This is a genomic window from Nostoc sp. (genome assembly GCF_036917535.1).
Taxonomy (GTDB): domain Bacteria; phylum Cyanobacteriota; class Cyanobacteriia; order Cyanobacteriales; family Nostocaceae; genus Nostoc.
Window position 1 is genome coordinate 151,899 of record NZ_JBALDA010000018.1, and the last position, 20,171, is coordinate 172,069.

Consider the following 20,171-nt stretch of genomic DNA (forward strand, 5'->3'; position numbering starts at 1 on the left):
GAGATGAAGTCTGTTGCAAATGACCCTAATTTTCAACTTAATACGACAGACATTCCGCCAGTAGTCCTAACTTCTGAGTTGCGAAAAGTCTATCGCACTGGTTTTTGGCTAAATCAAAAAGTTGTATCTCTCAAAAACTGTTCTTTAATGGTTTACAAAGGCGAAACCTTTGGTTTGCTAGGGCCTAATGGTGCTGGGAAAACCACCCTTTTAAAATTGTTGCTGGGAATTATTCATCCCACCTCTGGACGGGGATCGTTGTTGGGTAAACCAATAGGCGATCGCAGTGTTAAGCAACATATCGGTTATCTACCAGAAAATCCTTATTTGTATGACTATCTCACTGGTTGGGAATTTTTGCAGCTAGCTGCTGGGCTATTCCAAATTCCCCAAAGTGTCCAACGCCAACGCATTCCCCAACTGCTAGAATTAGTGGGTTTATCGCAAGCTGATGCTCGTAAAAAGCTGCTGCGTCGTTATTCCAAAGGAATGCTACAGCGTGTTGGTATGGCACAGGCATTAATAAATGAGCCAGATTTAGTTTTTTTAGATGAACCTATGTCTGGTCTTGATCCTGTGGGACGCTACCAAATGCGGGAAATTATTTTAGCGCTCAAAGCCGCTGGTAAGACGATTTTTTTCAACAGCCACATTCTGAGTGAAGTAGAACAGATTTGCGATCGCATTGCCATCCTCGCTCAAGGTGAACTAATTTGCTCTGGTTCCCTTAATGAACTCTTAGGCGGAAAAAACACATATTACGTCAAAGGTGAAGGTGGGGACTGGGAAATTCTCAAAAAATGGATACCCACTCTCATATTTGAGCCTGATGGTTCCTGGCACGGTACACTACAAGATGATTACTATGATTTTCTTGCCAGTCTTCGTCTGATGGGAGGTAAAATTATCGCTATTAACTTGTCACGTCACTCCCTAGAAGAATTTTTTATTCAACAGATCCAAAAAAAAACAACTCATTGAATTAATCTTGTTACCAAATAGTAAATTGTCGACTGGTTTAAAGAACAAAACCCAACTTCTGCCTTTTTAAGTTATCTTTGCCAACGCCACCCATAAAAATAAAATTTCGATATCTTTTCAAGGTTATTTGTATTTATTTAATGAACTTGTTCCTAATTTTAGTAGTCCTTTACTACTCATCTCAGATTTTAAACGTCATCAAATTAACTTTGACAAGAAAACTTTATTCGTGACTACTTGATTGTTAGCTAACAGACAATTTTTTGTATAAACTGGGTTTAGTTGCGTAAATCCTATATTTTTTGATATTGTTCTATTCAAGCAATATTAACTTTCAGCTAACTTCACTAAAAATTTAAGTTTAATAAACTTAAGCTAACTTCACTAAAAATTTAAGTTCAATAAACAAATTTACTCCGGAAATTCACACTTTTCTAGGAAAATAAGAGTGTCGGGGAACTTGAATATTTAGGTATAGTCAAAATAAAAATGTTTAGACAGTACTTTATTGATTGTAGTTTCAGAGTCTCAGGTAAATATGCTTAACAAAAGTTTGTCTAAATTTTTAATTCAGCCAGCTGTCGGTATGGCTTTGTTAACTGCTGTCAATGCCGCTGTGTCATCTGCCAGTCTAGCTCAGGGACAACCATTACCACCAACTACACAACCACCAATTATACAAACACAATTAGATACTGATTACTCATTAGGAGGCGGCGATCTCATCCGTGTAAATGTATTTGAAGTACCTGAATATACAGGTGAATATCAAATTCCCCCAGGTGGAGCAATCAATCTGCCTTTAATTGGCAGTGTGTCAGTACTAGGGCTAACAACTGAACAAGCTTCTGACGAAATAGCTAGAAGATATGCTCGCTTCCTCAAACGTCCCTTGATCTCAGTCAATCTGTTATCGCCTCGTCCTATCAATATTTTCGTTGCCGGAGAGGTGACACGTCCTGGAGCTTACACTCTAAACTTAAGCGGTGGCGCTGGGAACAATCCAGGCGTACAATACCCAACTGTATTAGCTGCATTAACAACAGCGCAGGGGGTGACTTTAGCTGCGGATGTGAGTCAAGTTCAATTACGGCGTAAGATAGGACGTTCTTCAGAGCAAACTGTCACTCTCAATTTGAAGGAACTCATTCAAACAGGCAACTTATCGCAGGATATTACCTTGCGGGATGGAGACACTATAGTTGTGCCAACTGCAACTAACTTCAACGTCGCAGAATCACGCAATATATTTGCATCTAACTTTGCTGCTAGCCAAACCACACCCCGCACAGTAACAATTATTGGTGAAGTTAACCGTCCTGGTTCGTATCTTGTCACCCCAGGTAATACAGATAGCCAAGTGGGCGCAACCCCTAACAGTGGCACTGCTAGTCCCACTGGTTTACCAAATGTGACACGGGTAATTCAATTAGCTGGCGGAATTACAGCACAAGCTGATGTTCGTAATCTCAAGCTACGCCGACCTACAAGAACTGGCTCAGAACAATCTATAAATATTAATCTTTGGCAACTATTACAGAGTGGTGATGCCAATCAAGACATCATTGTGCAAGACGGAGATACGATTGTTATTCCGACGGCAACTGAAATTAACCCCGCAGAAGCTACTCAATTAGCTACCACTACTTTGTCTCCTACACGAATTCAGGTTGGTGTGGTCGGCGAAGTTAAAAAACCAGGTCTAACAGATGTTCAGCCAAATAGCTCTTTAAATCAAGCTATACTCGCTGCTGGCGGATTTAATGATGCTAGAGCTAGTAGTAAAGCTGTTGATTTGATTCGCCTTAACCCTAATGGTTCTGTCACTAAACGTATAGTAAAAGTGGATTTCTCCGCTGGGATTAATGAGCAAACTAATCCTATACTTCGCAATAATGACGTTGTAGTAGTAAACCGATCTGGTGCAGCTAAGACTGGCGATACCGTCAACACTGTAACTGGACCTCTAGGTATTCTCCTTAATCTTCTGAACTTATTCGGACTCTAATTTAAGAGATAGATGCAAATTGGGGGCGTTGGCTAACCCTCTTCGTCCCTAAAATTGCACTATCCTTAATCAAAAGCAAGTTACACATAACCATCCGTGAGAGGTTAAAATAAAGCACTTTTTGTCAATCAGCTAAAATACTCAAAATAGTTTTAGTAAGAATGATAATCGTATATGGTGAGAGGGGGAGGAGGCAAGGGTTGCTTGCCTCCTCCCCCTCTATTTGATTATCATTATCTTAAAGGGAGTTGACAACTTAAATAAAGTAAGAAAAAGTATTGTAACGACAAAAAACTAAAGCAAGAAGCGGGCAACATTGTTAGGTAAATTCAATTATTAAATGAGGTAATGAAAAGTTTGGTTTACCACCATGCCCAAGCGACCAAAACAAAACTCTGACCACCCGCACCGACATAATACTCCCACGATAGATAATGAAGCGATCGCTAATCATTTAGAAGCTTTACTAACCCCATCAGTTTTTGCTCAACAAAAATATTATAAGCAGTTAGGATTACGAGATAGAATTCTAAATTTATCGTTAATGGTAGCAGTAGTTTTAACACTGTTATACACTGTTATGGCGGCAAGTTCTTTTATGCCGTATTAGTTGACTTGGGAGATGCGGTAGCTGATGAATTATCTTTGCCATTTGACCGCATTTCTTTGGAAATGATTTTTCGAGGTTTGTACCATTTCAGCGTTGCCTACGATAAAGGTAACGCCGATGACCCCATTAAGTACTTTGCTGCAAAAGAGAATCAAGATTTAGGAGTTGTCAAAGCCCTGCGAAAAGCAGTCTCCAAGCTGGATTTATCCCCTTTTCCCGTGCCCTCTTGACAAATGTGCAATCATTCTAACCTCTCACCGATGCACATAACAAACGCTCCAAAAGGCATCGCTTCTTCCAAATTGCGTTTTATAGGGGCTGTCATCCTGGTTAGGACAAGTCTGCGATAAATATCTGACAGATGCTCTCTTCTGATTTGCCAATGTTTTAAGCTATCTCACCACTTCTACATATTTGTCATTATAATAATTTCAAGTAATATTACTCATAGAGAAATACTGTAAATTCTTAATGTGCATTAATAGGCTTTTGCAATCTTTATTGTAGGTACTCGAATTTCTTATGATAATGAGAATATTTTAGAAAGCAGATTCGTTAAGTACTATTCCATAACTTATTTTGGTCATTTAGTGATTCTTATTATCATAAGAATTATTTAAGTAAATTAACTAATTGATGACAGATATACTATTTTAACTACAGACACCGCGTATACACAGTAGAATGATGTCGAATTGGAAATGACGCCATTTGTACGGTTGCTTGGTGTTCATGAATAGGGTAACTCTGGATACTGATATTTTTATTCAGTGATTTTATCAGATGTTTGCGATTTTTTGGAACACAAGCTCAAAAGGTGGTTCAGCCACATTTACGCGAAAATGCCCAGGTTTAAACTTATAAAACCGTGTATAAACTTACAAGTGGCAGTGATACGACCGTATCCAATACTGGGTTATTAACTAAGGCTAGAGTTACTGACCGTTAACAATTGAGTTTTTGCAACATACCCTATTTTTCCCTATGATGATTCATGGTTTCGGTTTTCTCAGTTTGAGCGCATCTCTTGTACTTCCCTGGGCATTAACAGGTCTGGTTCAAGGACAGAGAATAACAGAGTCTTTATTTAAAGATGTTCCGCAGTCATCCACTGTTCAGGAAATACCACTACCTAACCGCAAGCTGATCAGTCGTATTTCGACTGCAACAACATACTATGTTAGTGGTAACGGAAACGACAGAAATAGCGGGCTTTCTACCTCATCCGCTTTTAGGACGCTTAAAAGGGCAGCAGACCTTACTAATCCTGGCGACACGGTACTTATTATGAACGGGGAATACAATAATAGACCTCAAGATGGGGCTGTACTAAATATTAAACGTTCTGGAACAGCAAATGCATGGATTACATATAAAGCATATCCTGGGCATTTTCCAAAAATTCAGCACAATACATGGAATGGTATCTCGATTTCAAATGGAGCTTCATATATCGAGATTAACGGGCTGGAGGTCGTAGGGAACAATGCTAAAATCAAGCTTAAATATGCGATGAGTCAGAAGTATAACAAAAAAAATCAGTTTACTAACGGAAATTGCATAAGCATTGGAGGAAAAAACGAAGGCCATTCTCATCACATAAATATTCTGAACAACAAAGTGCATGATTGTGGAGGAGCAGGTATCTCAGCAATCCAAGCTGATTATGTGAAAGTGGATAATAACACTGTTTTCAATAACTCTTGGTACACAGTTAATGGTTGTAGTGGCATTTCCATGCTTAATAATTGGAGTTCTGACAACAAGCAGGGATACAAAATATTTATTACCAATAACAAGAGCTACAACAATCGAATGTACGTTCCTTGGATTGAAGCCGGAAAGATTACAGATGGTAATGGCATTATTGTTGATCTTTCAAAAGGATATAGAGGACGGATTTTAATTGCCAACAATATCACCTACAAGAATGGCGGTTCAGGTATTCATGCCCATGATAGTCAGCATATCGATATTATCAACAACACGGCATATTTGAATCAGCAAAGTCCAGAAATTCAAAAAATAGCAAAGGGCGAAATTTATGCGGGTTATTCCTCTGATGTCAGAATTTTCAATAACATTATGTATGCTTCTCCAGGTAATGCTGTGAATAGCAACATGAAGAATGTCAACGTCACTTATGACTACAATGTTTATTCCGATAATAATTCGACGATCAAGATTACAGGATCCCACGATATGATTGCAAATCCACAGTTTGTTAATGCTTCGGCTCGTGACTTTAGGTTAAAATCAACAAGTCCAGCAATTAATAGTGGTTTAAAGTGGGGTAGTTTGACAACCGATTTTCTAGGCAATCCTCGTGTGTCCGGTTATGCAACCGATAGAGGAGCAATTGAAAGAAAATAGGTAGTAGTTAAAAATATAGCATTGGGTTGTAAGATAAAGTTTTTATTTATACAAAGCTTTTGTCTACAACCCAATTGGAAAAGGACTAGGAAGAGCCACAAGGCAAAACAAGACCCAATAGAACAACTGTACAAACAAGAAGAATAGAGATGCTGAAATTATGTGCGGCTATAGGAGATATTTGGATGAATAAGGTTTTGTGCACGGACCGAACTGAGTTACACATATTACTTTCGAGGCTAGTGTCAAACCCTAATAAACCCAATTAAACTGAAGTTGCAATACCTAAAGAAATCGGACTACCATCCTAAAAATTATTTATAGTTCTTAATATAGCGTTTCCTATACTGATGAAGATATACCTTATCAGATATAGGAGCGCTATATAATTCTAAGTCTGGTTAATTACTTATTATTTAAAACTTCTTGCGTCTTGGCATCAGTCTTTATTAATAAATATTTATCCGAACTTGATGTAACTCCTAAAATAATTTTTTGGAAACTTTATTTCTTTGCCAGTCCCTTAAACTCTTTTGTCAATTCTCTCGGTTTAAAATATTCGTGAGAACGATATCGATAACTACTAGATTCATTTTTATCAATGACTCCATTGACTACTAAACCTAAAACGTTGTAATTGGATCTCTCTAATGTCTCTTGAGCAGCATTAGCACTGTTGGAATCAATCACTCCGGGTCGGGCTACTAACAAAATACCATCAGTCATTTGGCTTAATGTCAAAGCATCGGCTGCCAAAAGTAGTGGAGGGGCATCAATAATTACAAAGTCATATTTATACTGAGATGAGAAATTCTCAATGAGTGATGCCATCCGTTTTGAGTCAAGCAAAGCAAGTGGATTGGGAGGTCTAACTCCAGCAGTTAAAACATCAAGGTTGTCCATTACTTTAGATACTGCAATGTCAAATTCAGCCTGACCAACAAGAATCTCACTTAAACCAACTTCATTGGTTAGTTGCCAGAGATGATGCTGAGAAGGAACTCGCATATCTGCATCAATTAGTAAAACTTGACGTCCTAATTGAGCGATCGCTGTTGCCAAATTAGCTGAAACTGTAGACTTGCCTTCTTTAGGAACTGCGCTAGTAATCACAATGGTTTTGAGCAAATTATCTGAACTTAAGAATTTCAGATTTGCTTGAATCATCCGGTACATTTCACTCGTTAAAGAGTGGGGAGTATCCCTGACGGCAATTGTTTGAGATATTGATTCTGCATTTGAATAACGAGAACGAAGCTTTTTAACAGACAAAGGTACAATTCCTAGCAAAGTATATCCAAATACATCTCTGATTTCTTTAAGTGTTTTTAGAGATCTATCTCTCATTGCGAGAAAAAGTACAGTTGTGCTAGCAAAAAACAAACCGAACATCACTCCTAGAACCAAAACAATTATTGGTTTGATTAATGTAGGATCTTCGGGCACTAAAGCCTGAGCAATAATCCGGGAATTAGGTGTATTTGTGTTTTCAACTAACTGTAGCTCTTGAACCTTTTTCAATAGACTTTGATAAGTTGATTCTGCAACTTCAACTTTCCGTTCTAACTCTCGTTGGTTTTGTGCCAACTGGGGTATGACTTTCACCCGCTGTTCGTAGCTGGCACGAGAATTATATAGAGAAGAGAGTCTTTGAGTTAAGCCAAAACGTTGTATTTCTGATTGCAAAAAGTTTTGTATCAAGCTTTGTCTAAGTTCTCCAATCTGCAATAAGTTCTGAGGAACTTGTGTTTGATTGCCAATAGTCTGACCAACTTGCTGTTGCAGGAGAGATTTTAAATTAGCTTTTCTTGCTTCTAGGTTAATAATTATAGGATTGTCATCTAGAAAACGGCTGCGCTCAACCGCTAACTGCCGATCAGTATCTTGGAGTTGTGTAAGAATTCCCTGTACTGCTGGTGACTGACTAAGGGCACTCACAGCGATCGCTTCCTGAGAATTTAGCTCTACTTTCTGCCGCAGTTCATTGGTTTGGGCATTTACTTCATTCAGTTGAGCCTTGACAGTATCTATCTCATTGTCTAGATTTCCAATAGTCGCAACAGCTGACTTTGTCTCCTCTGATAAATCTGCAATCTGATGCTTTTGTTTAAATATACGTAGCGCTACTTCTGCATTATTAACAGCAGCTTGAGTTGTAGGAAGTTGCTTGGCCATAAACTGACGAGTTGCTCCTGCCTCAGAGCGATTTGTCAGAATATCATTTTCTAAATAAAACCTCATAATTGTGTTGACTACTGCCGCTGCTTCTTCAGGATCGTGACTTTTATAAGTAATACGCAATACATCCGCCCCACCAACGATTTTTAGGTTCAGGAGTTTTAGTAGTTCTTTTACCTCTAGAGGATCACCATCGTTGTCTTTAAGTTGTAATTTGTCTATTGTCCGTTGTAATAAAGTTGGGGAAGAAATAACTTCTATCTGACTACTGATGGGATTTTGAGTTGCTACCAATGGTTTCAAATCTCCTGGATCTCCTCCTTCAGAGGTATCAGGGTAAAGATTATTGCCTGCTACTTTAAAACTGGGAACCCTGAATAACAGTTCTCCTTCTGCTTCATATTCTGGTCTCATTAATAGTACAGCTATACCACTGAGCATAACTGTAACTGTAAATACCGCAGTAGCAGGTAGCCACCATCGTTTCAATATCAATAAGTAACGCTTAAGGTCTAAATCAATAGATTCTCTAGATTCCATAGATTTTTCTGACATAAATCTTCTAAAGTACAGGTCTTAAGAAAGAAACTCAATATTGATCTACTCTAAGTAGCTACAAAGCATACCTATTAACTAAGAGTGATACTATTTTACAATATGATATATAGTATAGACTATTTAAGTTAAAAAACTAAAATCATTTACAGGCTTTGGTTTCAGCAATCTAAGAGCCAATACTTAGGAGGTCGAGGAGCATTATTAAAAGTATATGCGACACCAGAACATGCTGATTTATGGTTCAATTAACCCTCTTTTAAAAAACTGTATTTGCTTCAGGTTAAGGAATAAGTTTAAAACCAAAACCCTAATGTTTTTTGTGGAGGTTATTAACCGTTCGCTCTTGATAACACTGCTCATAATAATCCATACCAAGATCGGTGTAATTTCTTCCTATTGTCTAAATTTGGTAGAAAATCCACGCTATCTTATAAGCAGTAGCAGTAATGGCTTTAGGAGTGCCAATTCGAGAACGTAAATGTGCCCAATGCAAATGGTTCTTTCCTGCGATTTACGCGACCATACGCAAAGCATTGGTTGCACGATTAACAACTGGACGAGTCTGAGAGCTTTGGACTTTTTTCATAGCTTTACTTTGGTTTATTCATCTATATCGGACACAGCCTCATCCGTTGAGGGCTTTCATCATTTAGCCTTGATTATTTTTTGCCCAAAGCCATAAAAGAGGGTTAGTCAATTTGAGGTTTTTGAAGATCAAAATTTCCTTCTGATTGCTTAACTTCTGATTGCTTAACCTGATCAAATTACAAATATATTCTCACGGCATTTCCATCTGCCGTGTTGCTACTTACGTTGCCAAGCTTTCTCATAAGCCTCTAACAGCTTAGGTACTTGATGTCGCCACTCTAGTTTCTCCTCCATTCTTTTTCTACCTAGCTCTCCCATCTTTTGTCGCCGCTCAGTGTCCTCTAAAAGTTCAAGAATGTTCTCGGCAAAATCCACCACATCGTTGCCTTTGGCATAAACAGATGCTCCCTCTGCCGATCGCCTTCCTTCCAAAAGGTCAAACTGAACAATGGGTTTTCGCATTGCCATGTACTCCATGATCTTGTTCATAGTAGAACGATCATTGTAGGGCATTTTTTTATCGGGATTAGCACATATATCACAGCTAGAAAGTCGTGCCAAAAGTTCATTATCAGGAATACGCCCAGTAAATTCTACAAACTCCTTAACTTCTAACTCTTCAGATAGTGCCTGAAGCTTCTCAAACATCGGTCCACTACCAATGAGCATAAACTGAATGTCCTGGCGTTTTTTTTCATAGACAATGTAGCGCACCGATTGCAGCAGGTAATCGATTCCCTCCGGTTCTCCCATAACACCAACATACCCCACCAAATATTTTCGACCTTTACGGTAGACTGGGTTGGGCGGTACGGGTTGAAAACGGGAAAGGTCAGGTCCACTGCGAACAACGAAGACATCCTTTGGACTCTTGCCTCCACGGGTAAGTGCTACCGAGAGGTAAGATTCATTAGTTGAGATAACTACGTCTGCTGTCGCAAAGGTCAATCGCTCTACCAACGAGAGTCCATAATAAAAAATGTCTCGTCGTCCATACTTAGCTTCGTACATCTCCAGATTGATATCATGGTGGTCAAATATGACTCTTACACCCTTGAACAACTTGAACCATCCTGCCACCAAAAACAGTAAATCTGGAGGATTGCAAATGTGAACGATATCAAACCCTCGCTCTCGCCACACCCGATGAGCAAGGCGAAACTCCCAAAAAATAGCTGTACCATACTCCCTTAAATATCCTGAGACCGAACTGATATCAGGTGGCATTTGGTGGCGATAAATATGAACTTGATCGATTACCTCATATTCTTGTTCAAAGCCTTTACCTTTGGGGCAAATCACCGAAACTTCATACCCAGCTTTTGTTAGAGTAGTGGCTTCCATCCATACGCGCCGATCAAAGGGAAGCGGGAGGTTTTCGACAATAATCAGTACCCTACCACGCAATGCCATGATAACCTAACTCCTTAGTTGTTTGATTCAAGACCCCGGCTAGATCCAAAATTTGTATTTCTTTGGGGGTCTCGAGTAGTACTTGGCGAAACTCTGGTGTAGCATGAGTAACCACTGCCAGATCTACTCCCTCCAAAGCTTGCTGGGAATTTGGTACTAGCAATGCCTCAAAATGAGGCAGGTTACTCTGGATATAGTCAAGGTTGGTTCCCATTAGTCGGGCCTCATATACGGCGGGGTCGTAAATTTTCACCTGACAGCCTTCTCCAATCAACCGCTTGACTAGCAGTACCGCTGGACTTTCTCTTAAATCATCTGTACCTGGTTTGAATGCCAATCCCAAGAAAGCAATCTGTCTGACTCCAAGGCGTAACACCTGTTGGGCAGCCAAATCAACTTGAAGGCTATTAGTAGTTGGGAGGGCATTTAGTAGGGGGACTGGTACATCCATATTCTTTGCGTGGTAAAGCAAAGCACTTAAATCTTTGGGCAGACAGGAACCACCATAGGCAAATCCAGGACGCATGTAAACAGGGGAAATATTTAACTTTGTGTCCTGCACAATGATATTCATTACTTCCCGTCCATCTACGCCAAAGGCTTTGGCCACTCGTCCGATTTCATTAGCAAACCCCACCTTGGCAGCGTGCCAGCAATTGGCCACATATTTAACCATTTCCGCCACAGAAGGTTGGACTACGGTAAACGGTGCATCTACTGTGGCATACATCTGCCGTACTGCAGCTTCTGCCACAGGAGATTCAGTACCGATAATGGTGTAAGGTGGTTGATCGTAATCTTTGATAGCCGAACCTTCGCGTAAAAACTCTGGGTTGAATGCTAGATGAATAGACTTATCACCTATAAGACTATCTAGCAGGTTTTGACACTTTTCCAATGTTCCTGGAGGAACAGTGCTACGCAACACAACCACATGGCTTTCAGTCTTATGGATGGCAGCTTTTCCAATCTGCTTGCAGACATTCCAAACGTAGGTAAGATCCGGTTCTCCCCTCTCTCTTGGAGGTGTGCCGACGCTAATGAGTGAAACATCTGATGCTAACACAGCTGCTTCAGCATCTGTAGTAGCTTTGATTAAGTTAGCTGCTACTCCGTCAACTAACAACTGACTCAGCTGTGGCTCTATAATGGGCGACTCTCCCTTGGCGATCAAATCCACTTTTTCAGGATTTACATCTACCCCAATTACTTCGTGTCCATCTCGTGCCAGACAAGCTGCTGTTACGGCACCGACATATCCCAAACCAAAAATGCTAATTTTCATATTTTTTATGCAGTCCAATTGTTATTCTTTCATGAAGTACAAAATAATCAAGCCCATGAGGCAATCTTCATCTAGTATTTTAAATTTAATACTGAGCTATATAAATCCATAAAATAAACCCAATGTTTTTTTATATCTAGAGGAAAAACACTTGTTCTCGCCTTCGCTCCTATAGAAAGCCTCAGAGCCTCATTTTCAATCAAAGACTTAATAGCATCTGATAACTGTTCAATATTACCTGGATTAACGATTAATCCATTTTCATATTGAGTAACTATCTCAGGTATGCCTCCCACTGGTGTAACTATGACTGGTAACTCCCAAGCCATTGCTTCCAGCATTGCTAGTGGAAGACCTTCATTGTAAGAGGGCAACACAAAAACATCTGCTTGAGTTAAAAGAATATCACGTTCATCTGATCCTATCCAGCCAGGCAATTTTATGTAATTCTCTAGATTGAGAGTTTTAATTAAATTGCCTGCTTGTTCTATGTCTCCGTCTCCCGCCATAATCAGACTTGATCTAGTTTGATGTTCAATAGGCAAAAGAGAAAAGGCTTCGATCAAATCAAATGCTCCTTTACGTTGACCAATTCGTCCTAAAAAAAGTAATTTCACTTTTTGAGTGACTGAACGCTGTGGAACTTCATCAGGAAGTTTTACTGGATTATAAAAAACTACAACTTGTTCGGGTTTCAGACCAAGGTTTTCTATGTAGAAGCTTCTCCAACTTTCTGATAACACAATTAAGCGTTGACATTTGCAAAATACCCAACTTAGCAATTGCTGTATCCATTTTGCCAGTTCAGTGTAGAAAACATGAAATTGACTACCATGAGCATGTATAATTATCGGCTTGTGAAATACCCAAGCTAAAAATGTCATAATCCCTTGTCGTAAAACACTGCCACGCTGTGAAATTTCAAGTTGAACAATATCAACTTCTTCCATCAGTAACATCCACACAAATTTCCATATAGCTTTCAAAAATACTATAATTTTTATTGCTATAGCTCCTTCTTCGTGAGTAATTATATGACATATGTGGACATCAGAAGGAGCATACTCCAAAAAAAGCTTTTCGTAATTGGAAATGCCACCTTGTTGGAGTAAGCTAGGTCCTAACAGGACAATTTTGAGACTTTTACCTTGATACAATATAGGTTGCACTTTTTCAGTAATTTGTCTATCCTTGGTTGATGTATCAACAATAGAATTAGAGTTACTCATTTTAATATTTTTCCCATAAATTTAATCATCGCATACTATCTGAAAATATTCTCAAAATGTGATTACTTTCCAATCTTCTCAGCTGAAAAGACTTTTTTCAAATAATGTACGCCTCAGAAAACACTTATAGCGACGATCTACTTTTCAAACAACCTCTCACTGAAAAAGATACCGCCACATAAAGCATCCAATTCAAACTATTAGATTCCAGCAAGGCAGATTCAGTAAGGCTAGCTAAGGCTATATATGTCATATGTATAAGTGGCCAAATATCGAATGCTGTTTTACTACTACGCACCCAAGCGAATCCTTGAAGATAACTGCGCCAAAATCCTAAAAAGAACAATCCTAACCCTAAAACACCCAAATCCAACCAAAGAGCCAGATAACCATTGTGGGGATGGTTTGGCATCCATCCAACTATGCGCCAAATATAAGCAGATTCGCCATCCCATCCTTGCCAAAATCCGCCATAACCATAACCAAGCCAAGGATGTTTCCAAATCATATCAAACACTAATGGCCAAATGTCTGTTCGACCCGTTAGTGTTGTATCTTTACCAACTGAACTGAATAAGACATTAGCGTTCTCAGAGAACCAAAAATAGAAACTTTGGCTGATTGTTGCCATCATTATTAGGGTTGGTACCATGACATGGTATGGCCAACGCCAAATTAGAAAAGCAAAAAATGCCAACATTATAATTAATAGATTAAATAGAGCTGAAGTGGAAAAAGCAAGCAGTAAGAGTAATATTGACAAGCTAAAACCCACCCAGAAAAACCAACGATGTCTTTTAGCTTGATAACCAAGGATAAAAAAAACCATACTACTAATTACCATCCTGCCTCCCAGACCGTTTTTATGCGTGAATACTCCACGCAACTTTGGGCTACCAAGGTCGTGCTGTATGCCGTATTGAGGCAAAGCTACAGCAAAAATGATACTCAATACTATAATAATTCCAAAATTCCAAGCCAGTAAATGTAACTGCTGTTTTAAGCTATATCGCGAAGCAAAATACAGCCCAAATAAACTGGAATTAATTAGGGTAAAACTATTTTTTAATGTTGTTGATGGTGCAAAAGACCAAATAATAGAAATAGCTGCCAATAGGAGTAAACAATAAAGCCAAATGTCTTTACTTATGACCAAGAAATAAACAGTTTTCTTCCAACGCAAAACTAGTAGTGAGAATGTAATTGCATATATTACAAAAAAAATAATCCTAACTACAGAGCTATCATATTCTACTAAATCATTCTGTCCAGCTCCTCCTGACAGAAGGAGAGTGAAGATTGCTCCTGAAAACATCAGTAAGCTTACAATTGTGAATCCCTGTTCAGCAAAAATTAGTATTTTTCTCATAAATTAACTAATATTTATTTTGCATATTCATTTTTTTATAATAAATTTGAGCTGTTTGAGCAGCAATATTTGACCAATTTAAATCTTCCTGACAACGAGCTAGTGCCGCAGTTTGCATGCGTTGTCGCAAGTTGCGATCGCTTAACAAATAAATAATGGCATCAGCTAAAGATTGGGCATCACAAGGTGGAACTAACAACCCATCTTTTTTATGCTGAATTATCTCACTTAATCCTCCTACTTCAGAGGCTACAACCAGTGTTCCCATTCCGTAAGATAAGGCTGCTACACCACTTTGAGAAGCTTCTATGTATGGTAAAACTGTTATCGTACTGCGTTGAAATAGCTTACTTACTTCTTCAAGGGGAATAAAGTCATTGATAATTTCGTAGCGTTTCTCATCATAACCATTAGGGAAATATTGTTTTATGTTTTCTCCCCGTCCAGCGATAATCAACTTGACTTCAGGTATACGTTCAACAATTAAAGGCATAGCCTGAAGCAAATATTTCAATCCTTTATAAGGCCAGATGCGTCCAAAAAATAATAATGTATTTGGCTCGCGAGTCTGACTATTATGATTACCCCGACGCTTATACAAACTACCAAGTTCCCCATGTGGTAAAACATTGACTCGTTCTTCAGATATACGGAATTGTTCAATTAGAATCTTTTTTAGTTGATGAGTATGAACAATCAATTGTTGAGAACGGAAGAAGGCAATACGCCTGGTATACTCTGAACCGAATACAGACATACTATCCCCTGGGTGACGGAATAGATCATGGATAGTTGTCACCAGTGGTGGCATTTTGTTGAGTAACAGTGTCCAATCATACCAAGGATCGTTAGTTTCCTGCACATGCAAAATATCTGGCTTTATATCTTTGATAATACGTATCATCGCATACATAGACAGTAGGTTGCGCGGGTCGCGAATCCGTGGTTTTTTAAAGGTAATCACGCGGATACTAGGATCAATAACATTGCTGCATACATTTGAGACCTTTTCCGGGTGAATAAGCGTTAAATCAACATATTTAACCAAACTGTTTGCTAATTCAATAGTGTAGTCTTCAAAGCAAAAATGTAATAAGGCAACTTTAATCATAATTTATTATTATACTCTTGCTCAATTTTGATGAGTTAATGGTAAAAATTTATCTTGAACAATTACTACTATTTTAAAAATTTTAGCCATAAGAAACGAAACCCCCCAAACACACGAATACCTAAATAAATCACAAATAAAGAATAGGCACAAGTTGCAATGAGTAAAGTAAATATAAAGTCTAAGTTAATTTTTTGTAATAAGATTAATATAGGTAGCATTAGAATAGTAATTATTAATGGACGCCGGAATATTCGCCATAATTTTAATGAAAATAAGCGAGTATAAGTGAAATAAATATACTGGATAAAACCAAAAATAGTCATTAATAGTGCTATTAAAGCTGCACCTAGTAAATGATAGTGCGAAACTAATACCACACCTACTAAGCTCCCTAATGTAGTGGTAATAACTACTTCACGTAGGTTCACTATCTCGAAACCATTGGCTACAAGTAAATAACTCAGTGAGCGTGTAAACGGCAAGAAAAGGAGTGATGCAGCGGCTAAATTAAGCGCTATATTTGCTTGAGCAAAGCTAGTATTATAGAGAAAAACTAATAAATCTTTACCAAAAAATAAAATTCCAATGTATAACGGCAATGCAATAATTAATAAAATTTCAATAATATTTTCAGCTATCTGTCTTTGCTTGTCCCGTCCTTGCTCTACTGCCTTTGAAAATCTTGGAAATATTGCTAAAGTTATACTATTAGCAACAATCAAAAAGGGTTGTAGTAATTGTGTTATTCCGCCAAATAGACCTACTAAAAATTCACTTCCTAATAATGAAAGAATTAATATTTGAATTCTGCCACTAACTACAGCCATTGCTTCAATAGCAAAAAATGTCCGTGCTTCTTTAATTGTCTTAAAGACAAAACTTCGATCAATTTGCCATTGTATTTTTACTAAAGGGATGATAAAAATCCATTCAATTATCAGAATTAGCGTTTCTGAAAAAAATAGGATCGCCCCCAAATATTCAATTCCATATTTTTGTTGCATCGCCCAAATCATTATTATTAGGCGTAGGATATAGATCGGCACTGTAGCGATCGCTATCAGATGCATCTTTTCTTTAGCTTGAAAAATCGCCTCTGTTATATTAGAAAGCGCAAAAGGAACGATTGTTAAGCCCATTATGTAACAAACAGTCGAGGTCTTGGAACTATAGGGAAGCAAGAACACTAAAATTACCAATGCTGCATAACTAAAAAAACTAAATATTAACTGTAGCCACGTACCACTCATTAGATAGACTGGTGTTTTTTGTGGCTCACGAGCTAGTTCTCTAGTAAACAATGTCTTCAGCCCTTGTGAAGCAATGCCCACAAAGATAAAATAGTAGCTATATCCTAGTAAATACTGCCCTAAAGCCTCAGCTCCTAAAATACGAGCAATATAAGCGGTTAATACAAATGCTGTAATGCTTTGTGCTAACCGATTGAGTAGCATTGAAAGGGAATTACTTATTAATTTGTACTTTTCTACCATTCTTATAATTCTTGATTCAGCTTAATTCGTTCATTTTGAGTCACCATAATTTTTTCAGATAGATCATTATAAATAAAAGATTCTTTTGATCCTCTTAAAACAGGTAACTAATCAGCAAGATAGAAAAATCCAAATTTAATCCACTATCAACTAAACTGTAAACTGCAATACTTTTATCGATACTTAACCTAAATTATATAATCATGAACCTGTACGGTTATGATTTTTAGTAAGCACCATCTTTTTTCAAAACCACCATAACTGTTTTAAGGAGAATCTCAAAGTCTAAAGCAAGTGACCAATTTTCGATGTAACTCATATCCAGATGAATCACTTGTTCAAAATCTAAAATATCAGATCGACCTGACACTTGCCAAAGACCTGTAATACCAGGCAAAACTTCATGTCGAATAAAATGATGTTCAGAAAACTTATCAACGTCTCTAGTAGGTAGAGGGCGAGGACCTACTATACTCATTTCTCCAAGGACAACATTAAAAAGTTGGGGCAATTCATCTAAGCTGTAACGACGGAGAAATTTTCCAACACGGGTAATACGAGGATCGTCTTTTATTTTAAAGATAATTCCATCTTTTGTTTCATTTAAAGCTTCTAATTCCTTCTGTAGTGTTTCTGCATCAGACCTCATAGTTCTGAATTTCCATACTTTAAACTGTTGTCCATGTAAACCTATACGAGTTTGCTTGTAAAATACTGTCCCAGAAGAGTCAAGTTTTATAGCTATAGCTATAGCTATATAAATCGGTAATAATAACATTACAAATAAAGTCGCCAAACAAAAATCACAAATACGTTTTATCCAAAAATCTTTACCTGTAATTATCGGACAATCCAAACTAAGACAAGGCATTCCCCCTATCTTATTAAATTCTATGTTTTTATAAATCGGTTTTAATTCCATCGGTAGGATATGTACTTGAATCCCAGATGCTTGAAATAACCAGCACAAAAACATTCTATTTTTTAGAGCATCCCAAGATATAAAAACTTCTGTTACACCTAATTCATTGAGTTGACTTAGTGTTTGTTGGCGTTTATATCTGTCTAATGAGTTAGCATTTGCTGTTCCAGAGACAATATAATGCTTTTCTTTTTTTATAAAGCTAGCAATCTGCTCGCGATCTTGAGGATCGCAAATAATGAATACAGAAGAACGAACGATTTTTTTCTGCTTACGCAAATATTCAAGAGTAACATTTACAGCATATCTACCAGTACAAATAAATAATATACTTAGCAACCAAGATAATAATATCAATCTTGGGCTTGTGATATCAACAACTGGCTTATATAAAGAACAAACAAGCAGTATTAATCCATGAGCAAAAGTTAACGATTTGATAATATTCCAATAGTCATAGCGTTTTTGACCTTCTCGATAAAGACCTTGGATAGCTAGCGATCCGATTTGAATTCCAATAGTTGTTAAAATCGGTAAATATTGACTCGTTACATACCAAGAAAGATGCTCATAAGAAGATTGATATCCAGCAAAAATCCAAGCTAAGGACAACAAAGTACAATCTACTAAAAACAATGTTGTTAATCTTAACCACCACGAACCCTTGCGTACCCTGACAAATGCAGATGCACGTAAATCTGAAGATACTTCACTCAATTTATTTGTTGCAATGCTTTGATTACTCATAGTTTAGTAATGCCTGGTATCCTTAAAAAGGTTATGAAAACATAATATATATCATCGGGACATCTTAACTCACGTTTTTATTTCAAATAAACTTGCTTTTTCAAATAAACTTGCTTTTTATAGTCTACTATTGAACTTTTTTCAGAGTAACTTAATAAGTTCTTATTAAAAGCATATCCCAGGATTTATTTCAGTGTAACTACTACCTTAGTACTTAACTTTTATTGACATGGTAGCACCCATCCTGTTTTGCCCGTAAATTTTTAGCTTTGATGCTAAAGGAAAGGATTTGTTGGTAAATTAACTTACTATGTTTGAATAACATTCCTGACATTAACAATCAACTTTGTCAGGTAGACAATATTAGTATTTTTAATGTACGTGTACAAAATAATTAGCCTTTTTTAGCAGATTTGATCCTCTTTTGGCAATTTACCAGAGAATAATCTCTAACTTTTATGGACTTTAGCATCAAAGCCATTTAAATAGACAACTCATAGATAGCGATTGCATAAACCATAATTTTGCTTAAGATTTAGGAGATATACATAATAAATAATGATAAATAATGTACTTTTCTCTCCAAAGTTACAAAACAGGAATAGCATTGCAGAGGTACTTTCTCTAACAGATATATGCTACACGTAACTCTTTATAAATTACCTTAGCATGTTTGCTTATGCTATTTTAGTTTTAATTAAAAGCTTCTTTGTTTTTTTACGCATAATTACTTATTAACAAAACTTACACAATAAACATATAACGAAATGCATCAAAAATTTGATTATTGTTACAAAACTTTACATAAATAAATAATATTATGTAATTTAACTTGGGTTAGCTTCATAGCCTTTTTGTGTCCTAGATTTGGATTTTAGACCGCTCTAAATTCTTGTCTATTAAAAATTGAGGACTTAGGCATGCTCATATCACCGTCAAAAAATCAACATTGGACTTGCTGCGAGTCATTATTTATAGCCAAAAAACTTGAATAAGTTTTGCTCTAAGAAAAAGCAGTGCTTTTAATGTATTTTATATTACACTCATTCAAGTGTTAATTCTATTTGCAAGATTTTCACTTTATGTATACTTTATATAGTAAGATAAAATCGTGCTGATAATGGTTTCACTAAATCTACATAACGCTCTTTCGTCAGTCTTGGTAAAAATCAATGATTTTTTATCGTCTCAGCTAATGAAAAATCAACCCTTCAACCTAAACTGATGGAAGAATAATAAGTATAAAAAGATAAATTAGGCTAAAACCCTCTTTTTTCTCGACAAGTGATTCATTTGCTTTGAC

The 20,171-nt window shown here is 37.2% G+C and carries 12 protein-coding genes and 1 pseudogene; 5 read left to right on the top strand and 8 right to left on the bottom strand.

Going from position 1 to position 20,171, the window contains the following annotated elements:
• The first annotated feature begins 3 nt into the window (after positions 1 to 3).
• From V7K56_RS06840 to V7K56_RS06855, 5 genes and pseudogenes are all read left to right on the top strand, one after another.
• Positions 4 to 981, top strand: coding sequence for an ABC transporter ATP-binding protein (locus V7K56_RS06840; protein ID WP_334908836.1), 978 nt, complete (start codon positions 4 to 6; stop codon positions 979 to 981).
• 538 nt (positions 982 to 1,519) lie between these two features.
• Positions 1,520 to 2,989, top strand: coding sequence for an SLBB domain-containing protein (locus V7K56_RS06845; protein WP_334908838.1), 1,470 nt, complete (start codon positions 1,520 to 1,522; stop codon positions 2,987 to 2,989).
• 370 nt (positions 2,990 to 3,359) lie between these two features.
• Positions 3,360 to 3,599, top strand: coding sequence for a hypothetical protein (locus tag V7K56_RS36975; protein ID WP_442939932.1), 240 nt, complete (start codon positions 3,360 to 3,362; stop codon positions 3,597 to 3,599).
• Positions 3,560 to 3,817, top strand: a pseudogene (locus tag V7K56_RS06850) (IS4 family transposase); the annotation flags it as partial. The gene V7K56_RS36975 and the pseudogene V7K56_RS06850, both read left to right, overlap by 40 nt.
• Before the next feature lie 742 nt (positions 3,818 to 4,559).
• Positions 4,560 to 5,972, top strand: coding sequence for a right-handed parallel beta-helix repeat-containing protein (locus V7K56_RS06855; RefSeq protein WP_334908840.1), 1,413 nt, complete (start codon positions 4,560 to 4,562; stop codon positions 5,970 to 5,972).
• Between the two features lie 504 nt (positions 5,973 to 6,476).
• Here the strand turns inward: V7K56_RS06855 and V7K56_RS06860 are convergent.
• From V7K56_RS06860 to V7K56_RS06895, 8 genes are all read right to left on the bottom strand, one after another.
• On the bottom strand, positions 6,477 to 8,705 hold the full coding sequence (locus tag V7K56_RS06860; RefSeq protein WP_334908842.1) for a GumC family protein: 2,229 nt from the start codon (positions 8,703 to 8,705) through the stop codon (positions 6,477 to 6,479).
• Between the two features lie 807 nt (positions 8,706 to 9,512).
• A complete protein-coding gene (locus V7K56_RS06865; RefSeq protein ID WP_334908844.1) occupies positions 9,513 to 10,709 on the bottom strand; it encodes a glycosyltransferase family 4 protein in 1,197 nt (398 codons plus the stop codon).
• A complete protein-coding gene (locus tag V7K56_RS06870; RefSeq protein ID WP_334908846.1) occupies positions 10,693 to 11,994 on the bottom strand; it encodes a UDP-glucose/GDP-mannose dehydrogenase family protein in 1,302 nt (433 codons plus the stop codon). Before V7K56_RS06870 ends, V7K56_RS06865 begins: the two co-directional genes overlap by 17 nt.
• 71 nt (positions 11,995 to 12,065) lie before the next feature.
• Positions 12,066 to 13,223, bottom strand: coding sequence for a glycosyltransferase family 4 protein (locus V7K56_RS06875; protein WP_334908848.1), 1,158 nt, complete (start codon positions 13,221 to 13,223; stop codon positions 12,066 to 12,068).
• 124 nt (positions 13,224 to 13,347) lie between these two features.
• The gene (locus V7K56_RS06880) at positions 13,348 to 14,592 is read right to left on the bottom strand and encodes an O-antigen ligase family protein (protein ID WP_334908850.1); all 1,245 of its coding nucleotides are present in this window, start codon (positions 14,590 to 14,592) and stop codon (positions 13,348 to 13,350) included.
• A 7-nt stretch (positions 14,593 to 14,599) separates the two neighbouring features.
• On the bottom strand, positions 14,600 to 15,703 hold the full coding sequence (locus V7K56_RS06885) for a glycosyltransferase family 4 protein (protein ID WP_334908852.1): 1,104 nt from the start codon (positions 15,701 to 15,703) through the stop codon (positions 14,600 to 14,602).
• 68 nt (positions 15,704 to 15,771) lie between these two features.
• The gene (locus V7K56_RS06890; RefSeq protein ID WP_334908854.1) at positions 15,772 to 17,199 is read right to left on the bottom strand and encodes an oligosaccharide flippase family protein; all 1,428 of its coding nucleotides are present in this window, start codon (positions 17,197 to 17,199) and stop codon (positions 15,772 to 15,774) included.
• Between the two features lie 226 nt (positions 17,200 to 17,425).
• Positions 17,426 to 18,868, bottom strand: a complete 1,443-nt coding sequence (locus V7K56_RS06895) for a sugar transferase (protein WP_334908856.1) — start codon at positions 18,866 to 18,868, stop codon at positions 17,426 to 17,428.
• Positions 18,869 to 20,171 lie beyond the last annotated feature (1,303 nt).